The sequence below is a fragment of the Micromonospora sp. WMMA1923 genome, assembly GCF_049179195.1.
GTDB lineage: Bacteria > Actinomycetota > Actinomycetes > Mycobacteriales > Micromonosporaceae > Micromonospora > Micromonospora yangpuensis.
This window is the reverse complement of the sequence record NZ_JBMHLZ010000001.1, coordinates 1,979,619-1,997,240: the sequence shown is the minus strand read 5'-3', so window position 1 is coordinate 1,997,240 and position 17,622 is coordinate 1,979,619. Positions and strand designations below refer to the sequence as shown.

The following is a 17,622-nucleotide window of genomic DNA, read 5'->3' as shown; positions in this document are numbered from 1 at the left end:
GTCTGCCTCCTTCATCCAGGTCCCGTCACCGCACCGGCGGTCTCGCCAGGGCCGCGAGTTCCGCGCAGGCCTCGGCGACCAGGTGGGCGCTGATCTCGTCGATCGAGTCGATGAAGTCGCCGACGCCGATGCGGCGCGGCACCACCAGGTGCAGCCGACCGGCCTTGTGCGGCATCACCTCGCCGTGCAGCCGGTCCCAGAGCACGGCCGGGTCGCACACCGGGTTCCACAACGCCAGGCCGGTCCGGCGCAGCAGCGTCAGCAGCCGGTCGAGGTCGACGCGGCCCAGGTGTCCGGTCCGCAGGGCCAGGTGGGACGAGAGAGCCATGCCGATCGCGACCGCCTCGCCGTGGCGGAGCCGGTAGCCGGACATGGACTCCAGGGCGTGCCCGAACTCGTGGCCGAAGTCGGGCAACCGCCGTAGGTCCTCCTCGACCGGGTTGGCGGAGAGTTCGCGCAGCATCGCCCGGGTGGCGCGGTCGATGATCTCGCGTACCTGCGGAGTGTCGTGAGCCGCCAGCACGTCGCCGTGGTGCCGCTCCACCAGATCGAACAGCTCGGCGTCACAGACCACCGCCATCTTGATCACCTCGGCCAGGCCGCAGCGCAGCTCCGCCGGGGCCAGGGTGCGCAGGAAGGCCGGGTCACACAGGCAGGCCAGCGGCGGATGGTACGCCCCGAGCAGGTTCTTGTGGCCGTTGAGGTTGACGCCCACCTTGAGGCCGACACCGGCGTCGACCATGCCGACCAGGGTGGTGGGTATCCGGATGTACGGGGTCTGGCCGCGGTAGAGGTAGGCGGCGTACCCGACGACGTCCATCAGGGTGCCGCCACCGACCACGAGCACCCGGTCGTCCGCGCCCAGCCCGAGCCCTTCGGCCACCCGCAGCACGGTGGTCACCTGGGTGAGGTTCTTGGTGTGCTCGGTGGCGACCACCGGCAGGACGGTGAACCGGGCCAGGTAGCCCCGGTCCCGGTAACCGGCCAGCAGCCGCTGCACCCGGTCCACCTGGTCCGGCGCGTACGGGTCGACGACCGCCAACACCTGGCAGCGTTCGGGCAGCAGGTCGGTGAGGGCGGCGGTGGCCGGAGCGAGCACGTCGTCGACCAGACGCACCGGGAACGTGGCCGGCACGTCGACCCGGAGCTGGGTACCCCGCACCGTCCCGGCACCCCGGCGGGGCGTCGGTGTCGTCGGCCCGTCGGCCCGGGCCACCCGTCGGCGGGCCGGGCCGGTCGGCGGACCCGGCGGGCCGGTCGGCGGACCCGGCGGGCCGGTCGGCGGACCCGGCGGGCCGGGCCGGTCCGGCCCGGCGCTGAGCACCCGGGCCAGCACGGCCCGGTCCACCGTCACCGGCTCGCCGCCACCGTCCGGGGTGGGCAACATCAGCGTGACCGGCCCGTCACCCGACGGCGCGTTGGCGACCCAGCGACGGGCGGTCGAGGCGTCCACCACCGCTTCGGCCCGCTGCACCGCCAGCTTCTCGGCCACCCCGTCGAGCGCGTGGACCGCCGCTGCCGGCAGCCGGCCGAGCCGGTGGGCGACCCGGGCGGCGGTCAGCACCGACCAGGCCCGCCGCTGTGGTCCGGTCAACGCGGCAGGGGCCAGTGGCAGCAACGCCTCGCCGATCCGCCACGCCGGGTGGCCGGGGCGGAACCGGCGGCACAGCCGCAGCACCGCGGTGAGCGCGTCGCGCTGGCAGGTGTCCGGATCGGCCCGGCCCAACCGGTCGAGCAACCGCCGGTCGAGCGCGGCCAACGCCAGCAACGCGGCCGGCTCCACCGGGTGGGTCAGCACGCCATCCTCGTCGACGATGACGTGGGTGCGGCGGGCCAGGGCGGTGATTCCCTCCTCGGGCAGGGTTGCGCGCAGGCCGTCGCGCAGGCAACCCACCACGGCGGCCAGGTCGCGATGGACGCGGACCGCCGCGGTGTGCCGCCGGAACGACGCCGCCGCCACCGCGACGAGCCGCCCGGTCCGCTCACCACCGAACGCGACCACCGCGTCGCGCCGCCCGAGCTGGGCCTTGACGGCTGCCTCGACGACGTAGCCGCAGGCGTCCACCCCGGCCCGCCGGTGCCCGACGTCCGCCGCGCCGGCCTGCGCGTCCACGACGTGGAAATCGTCCAACTCACCGCGGTCCTGCGCCACGCGCAGATATCCGATCAGCGGGTCGCCGCCGGGCGCGGCGACCTCGTCGTGCACCACGAGCAACCGCCGAGCCGGTCCCCAGGCATCGGCCAGCACCGGATTGTCCGGCGCGAAGAGGTCCCGGACCAGGTCCAACCGGAAACCGGCGGTCATCGTGGCCCGCAGTGCCGCCGGCGCCGGCGCGGGCGGGGTCGTCACCACCTCAGGCATCGCACGGCCCGCTTCCTCGCGTCCGTGGTGCCGCTCAGACGGCGGCGACGGTGGCGTGCCGACGACGTGCCGTGATGTCGTTTCGCAGCAGGTCGACCAGGGGCTGCCAGGGCTGGCAGTTCTCCAACCGGAACGACTGCATCATCTGGTCGATGTCGTCCTCGCCCATGCCACGGAACAGCTCGCCGAACTGCGGCAGCAGCGCCTCGGAGAAGAGGATCTGCAGGATCACCCGGCAGACCATGAACTCGCTGCCCCACGGGTAGGGGTTCCAGTCCGGGCACTCCTCGGCGAGGGCCTGGTGGATCGGGCCGAGCACGTGGGCCATCTTGCGGCGGTCACCGCCCCAGAGGTCGACCGCCAGGCGGGCCTTCTTGTCCAGGATCGGCCGGATGCGCTCCAGGTACGCACCGTTGGGGGCCAGCCGCAGCGGTGCCGCGAAGCCGACGTCCTTGTACGACCAGTAGGTCCAGCTCGCGTTGTACTTGCGGAACACGTCGAGCTGGTCGCCGAGCAGCCGCAACCGCTCCTGCTCCGACTCCGGCCACACCGCGTTGAACTCGCCCACCACGATGGGGGTGTTCGTCTCCCGCATGTAGCTGGTGCGGTACAGGAAGCTCCGCTCCACCTCGGCCTTGTCCCAGTACGCCTCGCCCTCCGGCTCGGCCGCCTGGCCGCCCCCGGCGTTGAGCACGTGGATCGGCCGGTGGCGGCCGGGGTAGCGGCTGCCCGGGGTGTACCCCGGCGCGGGGTAGTCGTGCGGGCAGTAGACGGTGTTCGGCCACGGCTCGCCGAAGAACTCGAAGTCGAGCGCGTACCGGTTGCCGTCGAGGAACAGGACGTGGTTCTGGTCGACCTCCCGGATCGCCTCCACCAGGCGCTCGTAGAAGGGGCCCACCTTCTCGGCGCTGGGGTCCGCCGGCTCGTTGATCGGGTTGTAACCGGCGACCCACGGGTTGTCCTTGTACCGGTCGGCGATCGCCCGCCACAGGTGCACCACCCGGTCCTGGAACGTCCGGTGCACCCAGAACTGCGAGGTGTGCGTGGGGTTGTCGCAGTGCCAGTCCTGGTGCTGCCAACCGGGCACGGAGTGCAGGTCGAGCACCGTACGGATGCCCTGCGCGCCGCACAGGTCGATCACCCGGTCGAGGTAACGGAAGCCGCTCTCGTTGATCTCGAAGGGCGCGTCGTCGCTCTCCAGGTACTTGTAGCTGAACGGCAGGCGGATCATGTTGATACCGAGAGAGGCGAGGTACGCCGCGTCGTCGGCGGTGAAGAAATGTTCGAGAAAACGGTCGAAGAAGAAGTCCCGCAATCCCGGCCCGAGCACCCGCCCGACCGCCGCCCGCTGCCCCTCCTCGTATCCCGGAAATCCGGTAATCCAGTTCTCCATGTTGAGCCAGCCAGCAACGCCGATGCCGAACAACGTCACCGGAGTGCCATTGGAGTCGACCAGATCCGAGCCACTTACCCGAAGAAACGACGCATTGTTGGTGGACACCCGAACACCTCCGCCATTTATGCCCCTCGCTGCGGGACTGGCCAGAACAATAGCGATCAGCGGATGCGGCCGCCAATGAAACCAAAGTCGTAGTCGCCGCTACGACCAAAGGGGTACCCGGGCAGCCCGTCACCCTGCGTACCCAGCGCACGGATCGCACCTCGGCGACACCGGGCGGCGACCAGGCCAGCCGGGCCACCGTAATGCCCGTCCACCCAATGGGCGATTTGGGCGTTCACCTCCGGGCACTTGTTGGGTATGTTCTCTGGAAGCGCTTCCAGCACTTCCACCAAGTCGCACAGCTTTCCGCCAGGAGGCCATGGATGCCGGGAAATGCCCGAAAGGTGCTGGATGCCCCGCGGGGCCGCCATGCGTGATGGCGGCCCGCCATTGTCGGACCTGCGAGTTCGGGCAGAATGCCGGCGCCAGCCGGTCGGGGGACACAATGTCCACCCGCCGACCCTCGGGCAACGGCCATGAACCGCGGTGACGCCGCGGTCACCGTGGCGCTCGCCGACGACCAGACCCTCTTTCGCGACGGGGTCCGCGAGATCCTCGCCACCAACCCGGGTCTGCGGGTCGTCGGAGAGGCGGCGCACGGCGAGGCCGCCATCGCGCTCTGCGTCGAACGGCAGCCCGACGTGCTCCTGCTCGACGTGGAGATGCCCGGTCCGGGGACCGCCGCGGTGCTGTTGCAACTTCGCCGGCTGTGCCCGCACACCCGCACGGTCGTGCTGACCATGCATGACGACGCCGACATCGTGCACGAGGCGATCGAGTGCGGAGCCGTCGCCTACCTGATCAAGACCATCCATCGGGCCGAGCTGATCGCGGCGGTGATCGCCGCTGCCGGCGAGTCGGCGACCGTCCGGCTGTCGGTGTCCCGACGCACGGTCGAGCGCCTGGTCAAACAGCGGCGTCCGACGTGCGAGGGCACCCTGACCGAACGGGAGCTGGAGGTGCTGCGCCTGACCGCACAGGCGCTCAGCAACGCGCAGATCGCCACCCGCCTACGCATCACCGAAGCGACCGTCAAGCGCCACCTGACGAACATCTACGGCAAGCTCGACGCCGTCTCCCGGGTCGACGCGGTACGCAAGGCGACAGCCGCCCACCTCATCGAGGGTGATCAGGGCAAGCCCATCAAGTGACGTCGAGACCGCCCAGGCGACGGTAGTGGCTCCACAGGTCACCGTGCGGCAACTCGGCCCGGTCACCGCGCTCCAGCTCCCACCACATACCCGCCCAGTGCACCAGGAAGATCGGCGGTGACCAGGGGGTCAGCAGGTGACCGTCGCGTACGGCCCCGATCGGATCGCCGGCCCACCGCTCCTGTGGGATGTCGCCCGGCGGCGGCCCGCCCGCGCCCACCGCGCCGGCCAGCCTCCGCAGGCTGGTGTACGGCCGGCCCGAGGTCACCATCAGGTAGTTCAGCAGCGGCATCTCCAGGGTCACCAACGCCATGTGCCCGGCGAGCGCCAGCGCGGCGTCGAGGCGGGGCCGCACCTCGGCGAACCGCAGACACTCTCGGCGCGACGCGATGAACTGTGTGCCGGCGGCGAAGGCGATCTGGTCGGGCGTCAGCACGCCGGCACCGTGCACGGACTCGCGCCACACCCACTTGAAGTGGTCGGGGACGTCCGAGACCGTGGTGACGAAATCGTACGTGTCGAGAAAATCGTAGACAAAGCTCAGATCGCGTAACACGATCGTATCGGTGTCCACGTAGACGAACTCGTCGAACTCCCCCTCCCAGGCGACCAGTTTGCGGTAGTGCCCCTTGACCTCGCCGTGAAATCCCCGGCTGAGGTCGTCGCAAGCCGCCAGGAGGGCAGGGTCACCGGACCAGATCGTGAAGTCGAAGTACGACTGGAGCCGCCGCAGACCGTCGATGTCGTCACCGAACGGGATCAGACAGATCGGCAGCGCCTCGTGGTGGGCCCGGAAGCTGTTCAGGAAGGCGATGGCCCGGTCCAGCACGTAATCGTTCGCCAGGAAGTAAACCCCGCGCCGAGGAGCCATTTTCGGAACACCTCATCTCTTGACCGCCGGCATCAAAATACCAGAGCGAAGAGGCACATCTCAGGTAGCGGATCGGCGCAGCCGGTAATACGCACTAGGTCGTACGGCGACCTGCCACCCGGGCAGGACCAGGGACGCTGTCCGCCCGTCGGCGCGGACACCACCGTCGGCGCCGGGCGACACGGCCAGCGCCACCCGGCCGGCGGCGCGCGGCGTTACGGGCGTGTCGGCCCGTCGGCGTCCTACCGTCTCTGCATGCGGTGCCGTGAGTCGCGCCGGCTCCTTCTCGTCCTCGGGAGGTAACCCCATGCCCAGAACCGGTCCCCCCGACCCCACGCCCGGCCCCACCGATCCGGCGCAGCGGGACCCGGTGCTGCCGGAGTTGCGGGAGATGTGGTGGGAGACCGGCGTGCGGGCCCGGGCGCAGGCCGGGCTCTTCGCCGTCTTCTCCGAGCTGCCCCGCCTGGTCTGGTCGGCGGTCGTGGTCAGCTGGCGGGCCGACCGGATCCGCACCTCGGTCGTGGCGGCCACCACCGTCGGCGCGGGGGTGATGGCGGCCTTCGGGCTGCTGGCCACCCAGCGGGTGCTGGTGGAACTGTTCGCCGGCGGACCGACCGCCGACAAGGTGATCGCCGCCCTGCCCGCCCTGGCCGCGCTGGCGGCGGTGACCGCGCTGCGCGCCGGGATGGCCACCGCGATGGGGTACGCCCAGAACGGCCTGAGCCCGAAGGTTGACCGGGAGGTCGAACGCGGCCTGTTCGAGGTGACCACGGCGGTACGGCTGGAGGCGTTCGACGCCGACGCGTTCGCCGACGACATGGAACGCGCCTCCCGGGGCGCCGACTCCACCACCGGCCTGGTGCAGGCGTCGATGAACCTGCTCGCCGGCCTGGCCGGGGTGCTCGCCGTCGCGGTCGCCGTCGTGGTGGTCCACCCGCTGCTGCTGCTCGCCCTGCTGGTGGCGACCGTGCCCAACGGGTGGGCGTCGCTGCGCGCCGGGCACCTGCGCTACCAGACCTATGCCGCCGGATCGGTACGCCGTCGCCGGCTGTGGCTGCTGCACCGGCTGATGGCCGAGCGGGACTCCGCTCCCGAGCTGCGCTCCTACGGCCTGCGCGGGTTCCTGCTCGACCAGTACGACCGGGTGATGGGTGTGGAGACCGGCATCCAACTCGCCCTGGCCCGCCGGGTCACCACGACCACCACGGTCGGCGCGGCGGTCGGCGGGATCGCCACCGCCGTCGTCTACGTCCTGCTCGGTCTGCTGCTCGTCGACGGACAGATCCCCCTCGCCGCCGCCGCGACCTGCGTCATCGCCGTCCAGTCCGCGCAACGCTCCCTCGCGGTGGTCACCTTCCAGATCGACCGCGTCTACACCGAGGGCCAGCACTTCCGCGACTACACCGGCTTCATGACCCGGGCCGCCGAGTACCTGCCCACACCCCCGGCCGCCACCACGACGAGCACCACGCAGCCGCTGCACACCATCCACGTCGACAACGTCAGCCTGCACTACCCCGACCGGGACACCCCCGCCGTCGACCAGGTCAGCCTGACCATCACCGCCGGGCAGACGGTGGCGTTCGTCGGCGAGAACGGCTCCGGCAAGTCCACCCTCGCCACCCTGATCGCCACCCTGCGCACCCCCACGTCCGGCACCGTCGGCTACGACGGTCGCCCTGCCGCCGGCTGGGACCCCGACGCGCTGCGGGCCCGCATCGGCGTGGTCACGCAGGAGTACCACAAGTGGCCCTTCACCGCCGCCACGAACATCGCCATCGGCGACATCACCACCGCACCGAGTTCCCAGCTCATCGAGACCGCCGCCGCCCGCGCCGTCGCCCACGACATGATCAAAGACCTGCCGCACGGGTACGACACCCTGCTCGACCGCACCTTCGCCGGCGGACAGGACCTCTCCGGGGGCCAGTGGCAACGCATCACCGCCGCCCGGGGCTTCCTGCGCGACGCCGACCTGCTCATCATGGACGAGCCCTCCTCCGCCCTCGACCCACGTGCCGAGGACGCCCTCTTCCAGGCCATCCGCGACCGGCAGGGTGAGCGGATCACCATCCTGATCACCCATCGGCTGGCCAACGTCCGCCACGCCGACCGGATCTACGTCCTGCACCACGGCCGCCTCGTCGAGGCCGGCACCCACGACCACCTGATGAGCACCGGCGGCCGGTACGCCGAGCTGTTCACCCTCCAGGCGGCCGGCTACGACCCCACGCCCACCACCCCCCAACCCCGCCAACCCACCACCGCCTGAGGACCGGCGGGTCGACAGCGGCTAACCTGCCGTCATGGGGGGCGCGGAGTTGGCCGAGTTGATCGTCTCCGACGCCGACGCGCTGCGCAGCTGGCTGGCCGCCCACCACGACTCGTCACCCGGCGTCTGGCTCGCCCTGACCAGGAAGGGCGGCACCGTCACCACGTTGACCTGGCAACAGGCGGTCGACGAGGGCCTGTGTTTCGGCTGGATCGACGGGCAGGCCCGCAAGCGGGACCAGGAGTCCTCCTGGATCCGCTTCACCCCGCGCCGGCCCCGCAGCTCCTGGTCCCAACGCAACGTCGCGCACGTGGCCCGGCTGGAGGCGCAGGGGCGGATGCAGCCCGCCGGCCGGGCCGCGGTGGAGGCCGCGCAGGCCGACGGGCGGTGGGCAGCCGCGTACGCCCCTCCGTCGGAGGCCGAGGTGCCCGCCGACCTGCTCGCCGCCATCGCCGCCGACCCCGACGCCCAGGCCATGTTCGACGTTCTCACCAGGACCAACCGGTTCGCCCTCATCCACCGCGTGAACGACGCCAAGCGGGCCGAGACCCGCAGACGCCGGATCGACGGGTTCGTCGCGATGCTGGCCCGCCACGAGACGCCCCATCCGCAGAAGGCCCGGCCACCAACATCCGCCTGATCGCACCGGCCGGACGGCCCCGGCCCGAGCCGGGCCTGACATTGACATACTTCACTGCAATGGTGATAGTGGCTGCACACCGCTCCCACCGGACCGCCTGTGGGCACCGCGCTCCCGTCCGGTCCAACCCGCCCGTCGAGCCGCCCCGTGGCCGGCACCGACCACCACGGGCGGGTGGCGGACGACCGACCACGAGTGCCGCCGCGACATCCGTTGGAGGATCAGTGCGAAGGAGATCGAGGGTCTACGCCGGACTGGCCGCCGTCATCGTCCCGGCCGCAGCCGTGATCATGGCGATCGGCGCGGCACCGGCCAGTGCCGCCGTCGGTGGTTCCGGCCCCTACCCCGCCGACTACGAGACCTCGGCGAGTCTGGCGAACCACACCATCTTCCGGCCGCAGACGCTGCCCACCGAGCGCCTCCCCATCGTCGTCTGGGGCAACGGCGGCTGCTCGGCCAACGGCCTCTCCCAGGGCAACTTCCTCCGCGAGATCGCCTCCCACGGTTTCCTCGCCATCGCCAACGGCGCACCGAACGGTTCCGGCTCCACCACCGCCCAGATGCTCACCCAGTCCATCGACTGGGCCGTCGCGGAGAACTCCCGGCAGGGCAGCAAATACCACAACAGAATCGACACCACCAAGATCGCCGTCGCGGGCTTCTCCTGCGGAGGTCTGGAGGCCTACGCCGTCTCCCACGATCCGCGCGTCACCACGACCGGCATCTTCAGCAGCGGACTGTTGAACGACGCCGACGACTACCAGCTCAGGAGACTCACCAAGCCGATCGCCTACTTCGTCGGTGGGCCCAGCGACATCGCCTACCCCAACGCCATCGACGACTGGGGCAAGCTGCCGGCCGGGCTGCCCGCCTTCATGGGCAACCTGAACGTCGGGCACGGCGGCACCTACGACCAACCCAACGGCGGCGAGTTCGGCCGAGTGGCGGTGCTCTACCTCAAGTGGCGACTGAAGGGTGACACCAGCGCCGGCACCAACTTTGTCGGTGCCAACTGTGGACTGTGCCGCAGCCAGTGGAATGTCCAGCAGAAGAACCTGACGCTCGACGGCGATCCGCCGCCCACCACGCCGCCCACCACCGCCCCGACCACGCCACCGGGCGGAACCCCCGCCTGCACGGCGGTCTACTCCGTGCAGGACCAGTGGAACGGCGGGTTCGTCGCCACCGTCACCGTCACCGCGGGAACCGCCGCCCTCACCGGTTGGCGGGTGACCCTGAACCTGCCGGGCGGGACCTCGGTCAGCTCACTCTGGAACGGCGTCGCCACCGGCACCAGTGGCACCGTCACCGTCGCAAACCAGAGCTACAACGGGCGACTGGCCGCAGGCCAGACGACCAGTTTCGGATTCCAGGGCACCGGAAGTGGCAGCGGAACCACCACCACCTGCGCGGGAGGCTGAGGCCTGGCAGCGACGGCGTGGGGCAGCGGCCGGCCGGAGACGGTCGGCCGCAGCCCCACGGCCGTCGCGTCTACCCCCGATCACTCCGACATCCCGCCCCGTCTACCGACCTCGACCGAATCGGGTTTCCGGACCTTCGCGCTCCCGCTAGCCCGGCTTGTACGCGGTGACCAGCTCCCAGGTACCGGGAAGCACCGCCACCCGCTCGAAGCCGACCTCGGTGAGCAGGGAGGTGTAGAAGTCCACCTCGCGGAGCCGGCTGACGGCGCTGTCCACCCCGATCAGGAAGTAGCTCCAGAAGAACTGCATGGCCAGCCGGTCCGGCGTGCGGAACTCCTCACAGACCAGCAGCAGCCCACCCGGCTCCAGCGCCGCGTACGCCTGCTCCACCAGTTGCCGGGCCACCGGGTTGGGCCAGTCGTGCAGCACCCGGACGAACGACATCGCGTCGTACCCGCGCGGCAGCGGCTCGGCGAAGAAGTCGCCGCCGACGAAACCCATCCGGTCCCGATGGCCCCGACCGACCCGGGTGGCCTCCACCAGCGGGGCCACCGCCGGCAGGTTGTACACGTCGGCCCGCAGCGCCGGGGCACAGTCGAGGATGTCGGCGGCGAGCGTTCCGTCACCGCCGCCGACGTCCAGCAGCCGACGCCGGTCCGACCAGAGCCGGTCGGTGTGTCGGCGTACCGTCTCGATGGCCGGGCCCAGGCCAAGGGCCATGCTGCTCTCGAACTCCGCGGTCTGCGCGGCCGTCTTCGGCGGCCAGGCGAACCCGTCGTCGATGCTGACCTCCCCGCGCAGGCTCTCGGCCAGCCGGCCGTGCAACCGCCGCCACGGATAGCCGTCCCGGTCCCGCTCGGTGGCGCCCGGACCGACCACCGCGTGGACCGCGTCGCGTAGTCCCGGCACGGCGCGGTAGCTGGTCGTGCCGATGTCGTCGCCGGGCTCGTCGCGGACCAGGAAGCCGAGGCTCTCCAGGCAGTCGAGGAACTTGTACAACCGCAGCGGCAGCAGCCCGAACCGGGCGGCGAGCGCGTCGAGGCGTACCGGCCCCGGCTCCAGCGCGTCGAGCAGGCCCAGGTCGAGCGCCGTGCGCAACACGTCCATGGCCTTGGGCCCGTTGACGAGCAGGCTCATCAGCGCCCGGGGCGAGAGGGTGACGGTCACCGCGGCGGCTCCTTCGTCGTTGGATACAGACACGGGTCGATCCTGCCACCTCCCGTACGCCGTCCTAGGAGGATGGGTTGACAGGTGCGATGAGCGGGCCGCCGGGCCCGGGAGGGAGGAGACGATGCAGACCGTCCAGAAGGTCCGCCACCGACAGGTGACCGTCGACGGCCTGGCGGTGTTCGTCCGGGAGGCCGGGCACCCCGACCAGCCGACGGTGCTGCTGCTGCACGGCTTCCCGAGTTCCTCGCACACCTTCCGCCAGATCATGCCGGCGCTCGCCGAGGTCGCCCACGTGGTCGCACCCGACCTGCCCGGTTTCGGGATGTCGTCATCGCCCACCGTCGAGGACTACGACTACACCTTCGCCAACCTCGCCCGGACGATCGAGAGTGTGCTCGGCCAGCTCGGGGTCGAACGCTTCTTCGTCTACCTGCACGACTTCGGCGCACCGGTGGGGTACCACCTGGCCACCCGCGCCCCGGCCCGGGTGCGGGGCCTGGTCGTCCAGAACGGCAACGCGCACCCGGCAGGGCTCGGCGCGCAGTGGGACAGCGCCCGGGCGTACTGGGCCGACCCGACCGACGCCACCCGCGCCGGACTGCCCGACTGGTTGACCTTCGCCGGCACCCGGGACCAGTACCTCGCCGGGCTGCCGGCACGCCTGCGCGCGCTGCAGGCGCCCGAGTCGTGGCACCTCGACTGGGCGCGGATGAGCCGCCCCGGCAACGTCGAGGCGCAGTTCGCGCTCTTCACCGACTACGCCAGCCACGTCGCCCGGTTCGACGAGATCGCCGCCTACCACCGGCGCCACCAACCACCGGCGCTCCTGCTGTGGGGACGGCACGACGCCTACTTCGACATCGCCGAGGTCCTCGCCTACCACCGCGCCCTCGAACGCCTGGACGCCCACCTCTACGACGGCGGACACCTGCTGCTGGAGACCCACCCGACCGAGTGCGCCGAACTCATCCGGGCCTTCGTGCTCGACAACACCTGAGCCGGTGCCGCAGGCTCAGCCGAGGGTCACCTTGAGGATGCGCTCGTTGCTGTTGTTCGGCACGCTGTCCTTGTCGCCGCCGGTGCTGGTGGTCAACCACAGGTTCCCGTCGAGGGTCGGCTCGACGGTACGCAGCCGGCTGTACGTGCCGACGAAGAACTGCTGCCCACCGGTGAGCGTGTCGCCGCTGATCTGGAACCGGTACATCCGGTTGCCCCGCAGGCAGGCGAGGTAGAGCGCGTCACGGACGATGGCGATGCCGCTGCACGAGGCGTCGGCGACCGGGTACGTGCGTACCGGGGCGGTGAAGTTCGGGTTGGCGCAGTCGCCCACCGTGCCCTCGCAGGCCGGCCAGCCGTAGTTGCCGCCCCGGACGATGATGTTGGTCTCGTCCATGGCGTTGTTGCCGAACTCCTGGGCGAAGAGCCGGCCCCGGGAGTCGAAGGCCAGCCCCTGCGGGTTGCGGTGGCCGTAGCTCCACACCGGGTTGCCGAACGGGTTGTCGGCCGGTACGCCGCCGTCGGGGCGGATCCGCAACACCTTGCCGGCGAGGTCGGTGACGTCCTGGGCGCGGTCCGGGGTCTGCCCGTCACCGGTGGCGGCGTAGAGCATCCCGTCCGGGCCGAAGCGCAGCCGCCCACCGTTGTGGTACTTGTTGCGCGGGATGCCGCTGACCAGCACCTGCGCGCTGGAGGTCTGCAGGGTGTCGGTGTACCTCATCCGCACGATCCGGTTGTCGGTGCTGGTGGTGTGGTAGACGTACAGCCACCGGTCGGTGTTGAAGGTCGGTGCCACGGCCAGCCCGAGGACGCCGCCCTCGCCGTTGGTGCCGGCGACGCCGGGCACCGTGCCGACGCTGGTCTTGCCGGTGCCGTCGGGCCGCATGGCCACGATGTCGAACAGGTCGCGTCGCCCGTACAGGACGGTGCCGTCGGGCAGTTGCACCAGACCCCACGGCAGGTCCCGCTCGGTGGTGACCACCGTCGTGGCGCAGACCGCGCTGGTGCAGGCCGACCCGGTGCGTACGCTGACCGCGGCGCTGGCCGGCGAGGCGTTGCCCTGCGCGTCGCGGGCGGTGACGGTGTAGCGGAAGGTGGTGTCGACGGTCAGCCCGGTGTCGGTGAACGAGGTCACCGGCGGGCTGCCGGCGGTGCCGGTGACCGAGCCGACCGTACGGCCGTCGCGCAGGATGTCGTACCGGGTGACCGCCACGTTGTCGGTGGACGCCGACCAGGTCAGCCGGACGTCGGTGCCGTTGGCGGTGGCGGCGAGGTTGGTGGGCGTGCTGGGCCGCTGGGTGTCGGACTGGCAGAACGGCGGCGTCACGGTGAGCGTGGCGCTGGCCTGCGACACGTTGCCGGCGGCGTCCCGGGCGTTGACGTACCAGCCCCAGGTGACGCCCTGCGCGACGGTGAGGGTGGCGGTCAGCGTGCCGCCGGCGACCGAGGTGACCAGCTGACCGTCGTGGTAGATGTCGTAGGCCGTGACGCCGACGTCGTCCCGGGACGCCGACCAGGCAAGCGTGACGGACTGGCAGGTGAGCCGGGTGCTGCGCAGGTTGGTCGGTGGGGTGGGCGGCCGCGTGTCGGCGGCCGAGGCGCCGGGAGCTGCTGCGCCGAGTGCGCCGCCGGTGGCTGCTGCGCCGGCCGCTGCGGTGGGCGCGCTGGCCAGCACGGTGCAGACACCGGTCAACAGGGCGAGGGTGGCCAGGGAACCACGGCGACGGGGGTTGGTGGGCACGCGGGACGTCCCTTCGGGTCGGGCCTGCTGTCAGTACGGGTAGCCGGGCACGTCGAGGCGTACCTGGTACAGCCCGGAGTCGTTGCGCGGCCCCGAGGTGACGTAGAGGGTCCGCCGGTCGGCCCCGCCGAACGCCACGTTGGTGGTGCCCGTCGAGCCGGAGCGGACCGTGCCGAGCTGGTTGCCCGTCGGCGCGTAGACGTGGACCAGTCCGTCGGTGCCCGAGGCCCAGTACACGTTCCCGGCGCAGTCGACGGTGGCGCCGTCCGGGCCGCCGACGTAGGTGACGAACACGCTGCGGTCACCGGTGCTGCCGTCGGGTCGCACGGCGTACCGGTAGATCCGGTTCTCGCCGTAGGCGCCCACGTAGAGCGTGCTGCCGTCCGGGGAGAGCGCGATGCCGTTGGGCTGGCGCAGGGTGTCGTCGACCAGCGCCACCTGGCCGCCGGAGACGCGGAAGACCCCGGTCCGCCCGTTCATCTGGTCGCCGCGCGCGCCACGCTGGAAGGTGGGGTCGGTGAAGTAGACGACGCCGTCGGCGCGCACCGCCACGTCGTTCGGCGAGTTGAACGCCCGGCCCTGGTAGGTGGCGGCGACCACGCCGCGGGTCAGGTCGGCGATCCGGTACGACGAGACGCTGCGCCGGTCGTGCGTGGCGGCGACCAGGCTCTGCGCGTCGGGGCTGAGCGCGAGCCCGTTGCTGCCCGCACCGGCGAGGAACGTGTCGAAGGTCGACGGCGGGGTGAACCGGCGGATCGTCGAGGGCTGGACGTTCTCCGGCCCGGTGGCCGCGCCCATGTCGGAGAAGAGCAGCTGACCCCGGTCGGCCAGCCAGACCGGCCCTTCGAGGAAGGAGAACCCGCCGCGGATCCGGGTGGCCGACATCGCCGACGTCGGCAACGGCGGCCCGTACCCGGTGCCGGGCTCACAGACCCCGGGCGGGGCACCGGGTGGGAGGTCGGCGGCCGGGACGTACGCGTCGGCACCGACCGCTCGGGGTGCTGCGACGGCGGCGTCGGCCGGGACGGCGGCGGGTAGGGCCAGGCAGAGGCTGGCCAGCGCGGCGGCAGCGGGGCGCAGGACCATCGCGGGCTCCGATCGGCGGTGGGGCCGCGCCGGCGACGAGCACCGGCACCACCCGACCACACATTCATTTGCATCGATTAGACACGGGCAGCATATGCGAGGAGCCGCCGAACCGCACGGGTGTCGGGCGCGGCTCACGCCCAGGGCGGCCCGGGGGCGGGACGGCTCAGCAGCCGATCCGGGTGGAGCCGAGCGCCACGTCGTCGTACCAGAGGGTGTCGGCCCCGCCGCCGTAGCTCTCCCAGCCCAGCTTCAGGTCGGTGAGCTGCGGTCGCCAGGTCCGGTTGTACCACTGACCGTCGATGTCGTGCGTCGGCGTGCCGTCCGCGGCCAGCCCGGCGACGGCGGTGCCGTCCACCCAGGTACGCAGCTGACCGGCCGAGCCGTCGACCATGAACTCCACACAGACCCACCGGTTGGTGGGCAGCGGCAGGCTCTGCGCCACCCCGGCCGGACTCTGCTCGGGCAGGGTCGCGTCGTCGGAGGCACGGTTCCACTGCAGGGCACCGTTCTGGCCACCCAGCCGCAGGTCCCGGTTGCCGTCGGCGGCGTCGGCCATCGCCACCATCGTGGTGTGCTCGGTGGGCTGGGCGGTGGTGTGGCGTACCCAGATCCGGCCGTACCGGACACTACCCAGGCCGCTGAGGTTCCTGGTGGACCTGACGAACACGTGGTTGCAGTACCCGGCCGTGCCGTTGATCCGCACCGACCGGCTGCCGCTGTGCGCGGTGGTCGGGTCGATGGTGGCCGTGCCGGTGCCGGAGCAGTCCGGGCTCACCACGGCCCAGTCGCCCGACGGCGTCGCACCGGCCTGGTTCTCGAAGCCGTCACAGAGCACCGCACCGGCACACCCGGCCGGCGGAGGCGTCGTGGGTGGAGGCGTGGTGGGTGGCGGGGTCGTCGGCGGCGGCGTGGTGGGCGGGGCGGTGGTCGACGGGGGTGGCGTGGTCGGCGGGGTCGTGACCGGTGGTGGGGTGGTCGGGGTGGGGCCGGTGCCGTCGCACGCCACGCCGTTCACGCTGAACCCGGTCGGCGCGCCGCCGCTGGCACCGAAGGTGCCCTGCACGCCGAACTCGGTGGAGCCGCCAGCCGGAATGCTGCCGTTGTAGGACAGGCTGCGGGCGGTCACCGTGGCACCGGTCTGGCTGACGGTGGCGTTCCAGCCGTTCGTGACGCGCTCGTCCCCGGCGTAGGTCCAGGTGACGGTCCAACTGGACACGGCGGTGGTGCCGGGAGACACCCGGACGGCGGCGGTGAACCCGCCGGGCCACTGGTTGGGCGTGTAGTCGACCCGGCAGCCCGCCGCGGCCGCGGCGGGACTGGCGAGCAGGGCCGCGCCGGTGGCGGACACGGTGGCGGTCAGGGCGACAACCACCGCCAGCAGCGGGGTGGGGCGAGCACGAAGCATCGTCATGGGAGGGTCCTTCTGCGATCGGTCGGGTGGGGCTGCGGCGGCGCGCGTCCTGGCCGAAGCGGCGCGACGACCCGCCCGGGGTGCGGCGCGGCGGTGCGCCACAACGACTGGTCGGTACGTGTCACCGACGTGCCCCGGCCCGGGGTGACCTGCCAGCCGCCGACGGCCCGGTCACCCGGACCCCGGCGGCGCCCACCATCAATCTATTGACCGACAACTATCGATGCAAGCCTCGGCCCACCACCCGACCGACCGCCCGGACCCGACGGTCAGCCCTTCGACTGGTACCGCATCGCCACCGCACCCGAGTCGAACTCCTTGCGACCCACGAGCTTCAGGTCGACGGGCGTCGACAGCCCCGCGAACAGCGTCGGCCCGTGGCCGGCCAGCCGCGGGTGCACCACGAACTCGTACTCGTCGATCAGGCCCAGCTCCGCCAGCGCCTGCGGGAGCTGCACACCGCCCACGAACAGCCCGTCACCCGGCTCCTCCTTGAGCCGCCGCACGGCCGTTTCCAGATCCCCGCGCACGAGTTCGGCGTTCCAGTCGACCCGGTCCAGGGTGCTCGACACGACGTACTTCTTGGCCGCGTCGATCGTCCGGGCAAAGGGTTCGGTCCAGTCGGGCATCACCCCCGGGGCCATCGGCAGCCGCCACGCCGACTCCATCATCTGGTAGGTCACCCGACCCAGCAGCAGCGCGTCGGCCCGACTGAGGTTCTCGGCATGGTGCCGGTGCAGCTCCTCGTCCGGCACTGGCCCGCGGTGGTCGCAGCACCCGTCCAGCGTGACGTTTATGGAGTACCTGAGCGGTCGCATTCCGTCAGGATAACCGCGCCGGGTGCCGAGCCCGGCCACCGACATACCAGCAGCTGACCCCTGATGGGCCGCAGAACCGTCCCGGCCCCGGCGGGCGGGTGCTCCGCAAGGGGTGCCGGGCGGGATCGACCACGGTTGGCCGCCGACGTGGCCGATCAGCATTCCGGCGAAGCAGAACA

At 71.7% G+C, this 17,622-nt stretch carries 14 protein-coding genes; 5 read left to right on the top strand and 9 right to left on the bottom strand.

Going from position 1 to position 17,622, the window contains the following annotated elements:
- Positions 1 to 25 precede the first annotated feature (25 nt).
- Genes ACN28G_RS09120 through ACN28G_RS09110 form a run of 3 tightly spaced genes read right to left on the bottom strand, consistent with a single transcriptional unit; the run spans position 26 to position 4,153 of the window.
- Positions 26 to 2,362 (bottom strand): 3-dehydroquinate synthase family protein, encoded by a 2,337-nt coding sequence (locus tag ACN28G_RS09120; protein ID WP_421478899.1) that lies wholly within the window; start codon positions 2,360 to 2,362, stop codon positions 26 to 28.
- Between the two features lie 34 nt (positions 2,363 to 2,396).
- Positions 2,397 to 3,863, bottom strand: a complete 1,467-nt coding sequence (locus ACN28G_RS09115) for a glycoside hydrolase family 5 protein (protein WP_217628803.1) — start codon at positions 3,861 to 3,863, stop codon at positions 2,397 to 2,399.
- 56 nt (positions 3,864 to 3,919) lie between these two features.
- On the bottom strand, positions 3,920 to 4,153 hold the full coding sequence (locus ACN28G_RS09110; RefSeq protein ID WP_421478898.1) for a hypothetical protein: 234 nt from the start codon (positions 4,151 to 4,153) through the stop codon (positions 3,920 to 3,922).
- Positions 4,154 to 4,339: 186 nt separating this feature from the next.
- Between ACN28G_RS09110 and ACN28G_RS09105 the strand changes: the two genes are divergently transcribed.
- Positions 4,340 to 5,014 carry a response regulator gene (locus ACN28G_RS09105; protein ID WP_091437217.1) on the top strand — a complete coding sequence of 225 codons (675 nt, stop codon included), beginning with the start codon at positions 4,340 to 4,342 and terminating at the stop codon, positions 5,012 to 5,014.
- On the opposite strand, the gene ACN28G_RS09100 is transcribed toward ACN28G_RS09105, so the two are convergent.
- Positions 5,007 to 5,885: a hypothetical protein gene (locus ACN28G_RS09100; protein WP_139135648.1), complete on the bottom strand. Its 879-nt coding sequence runs from the start codon at positions 5,883 to 5,885 to the stop codon at positions 5,007 to 5,009. The genes ACN28G_RS09105 and ACN28G_RS09100 overlap by 8 nt on opposite strands.
- 307 nt (positions 5,886 to 6,192) lie before the next feature.
- On the opposite strand from ACN28G_RS09100, the gene ACN28G_RS09095 reads away from it, so the two are divergent.
- The 3 genes from ACN28G_RS09095 (at position 6,193) to ACN28G_RS09085 (ending at position 10,218) form a co-directional block, all read left to right on the top strand.
- Positions 6,193 to 8,157 (top strand): ABC transporter ATP-binding protein, encoded by a 1,965-nt coding sequence (locus ACN28G_RS09095; protein ID WP_421478897.1) that lies wholly within the window; start codon positions 6,193 to 6,195, stop codon positions 8,155 to 8,157.
- A gap of 34 nt (positions 8,158 to 8,191) precedes the next feature.
- The gene (locus ACN28G_RS09090) at positions 8,192 to 8,797 is read left to right on the top strand and encodes a YdeI/OmpD-associated family protein (RefSeq protein WP_091437211.1); all 606 of its coding nucleotides are present in this window, start codon (positions 8,192 to 8,194) and stop codon (positions 8,795 to 8,797) included.
- Between the two features lie 224 nt (positions 8,798 to 9,021).
- The gene (locus ACN28G_RS09085) at positions 9,022 to 10,218 is read left to right on the top strand and encodes a cellulose binding domain-containing protein (protein ID WP_091437209.1); all 1,197 of its coding nucleotides are present in this window, start codon (positions 9,022 to 9,024) and stop codon (positions 10,216 to 10,218) included.
- A 147-nt stretch (positions 10,219 to 10,365) separates the two neighbouring features.
- Here the strand turns inward: ACN28G_RS09085 and ACN28G_RS09080 are convergent, their stop codons facing one another.
- The gene (locus ACN28G_RS09080; protein ID WP_421480885.1) at positions 10,366 to 11,385 is read right to left on the bottom strand and encodes a methyltransferase; all 1,020 of its coding nucleotides are present in this window, start codon (positions 11,383 to 11,385) and stop codon (positions 10,366 to 10,368) included.
- A 124-nt stretch (positions 11,386 to 11,509) separates the two neighbouring features.
- Between ACN28G_RS09080 and ACN28G_RS09075 the strand changes: the two genes are divergently transcribed.
- Positions 11,510 to 12,385 carry an alpha/beta fold hydrolase gene (locus ACN28G_RS09075; protein ID WP_421478896.1) on the top strand — a complete coding sequence of 292 codons (876 nt, stop codon included), beginning with the start codon at positions 11,510 to 11,512 and terminating at the stop codon, positions 12,383 to 12,385.
- Between the two features lie 15 nt (positions 12,386 to 12,400).
- Here the strand turns inward: ACN28G_RS09075 and ACN28G_RS09070 are convergent, their stop codons facing one another.
- The 4 genes from ACN28G_RS09070 to ACN28G_RS09055 all read right to left on the bottom strand — a co-directional run bounded on the left by ACN28G_RS09070 (position 12,401) and on the right by ACN28G_RS09055 (position 17,443).
- A complete protein-coding gene (locus ACN28G_RS09070; RefSeq protein ID WP_421478895.1) occupies positions 12,401 to 14,125 on the bottom strand; it encodes a PQQ-dependent sugar dehydrogenase in 1,725 nt (574 codons plus the stop codon).
- Between the two features lie 30 nt (positions 14,126 to 14,155).
- Positions 14,156 to 15,211, bottom strand: coding sequence for an SMP-30/gluconolactonase/LRE family protein (locus tag ACN28G_RS09065; RefSeq protein WP_091437201.1), 1,056 nt, complete (start codon positions 15,209 to 15,211; stop codon positions 14,156 to 14,158).
- Positions 15,212 to 15,377: 166 nt separating this feature from the next.
- Positions 15,378 to 16,625, bottom strand: coding sequence for a cellulose-binding domain-containing protein (locus ACN28G_RS09060; RefSeq protein WP_421478894.1), 1,248 nt, complete (start codon positions 16,623 to 16,625; stop codon positions 15,378 to 15,380).
- Between the two features lie 269 nt (positions 16,626 to 16,894).
- Positions 16,895 to 17,443, bottom strand: a complete 549-nt coding sequence (locus ACN28G_RS09055) for a dihydrofolate reductase family protein (protein WP_091437197.1) — start codon at positions 17,441 to 17,443, stop codon at positions 16,895 to 16,897.
- Positions 17,444 to 17,622 lie beyond the last annotated feature (179 nt).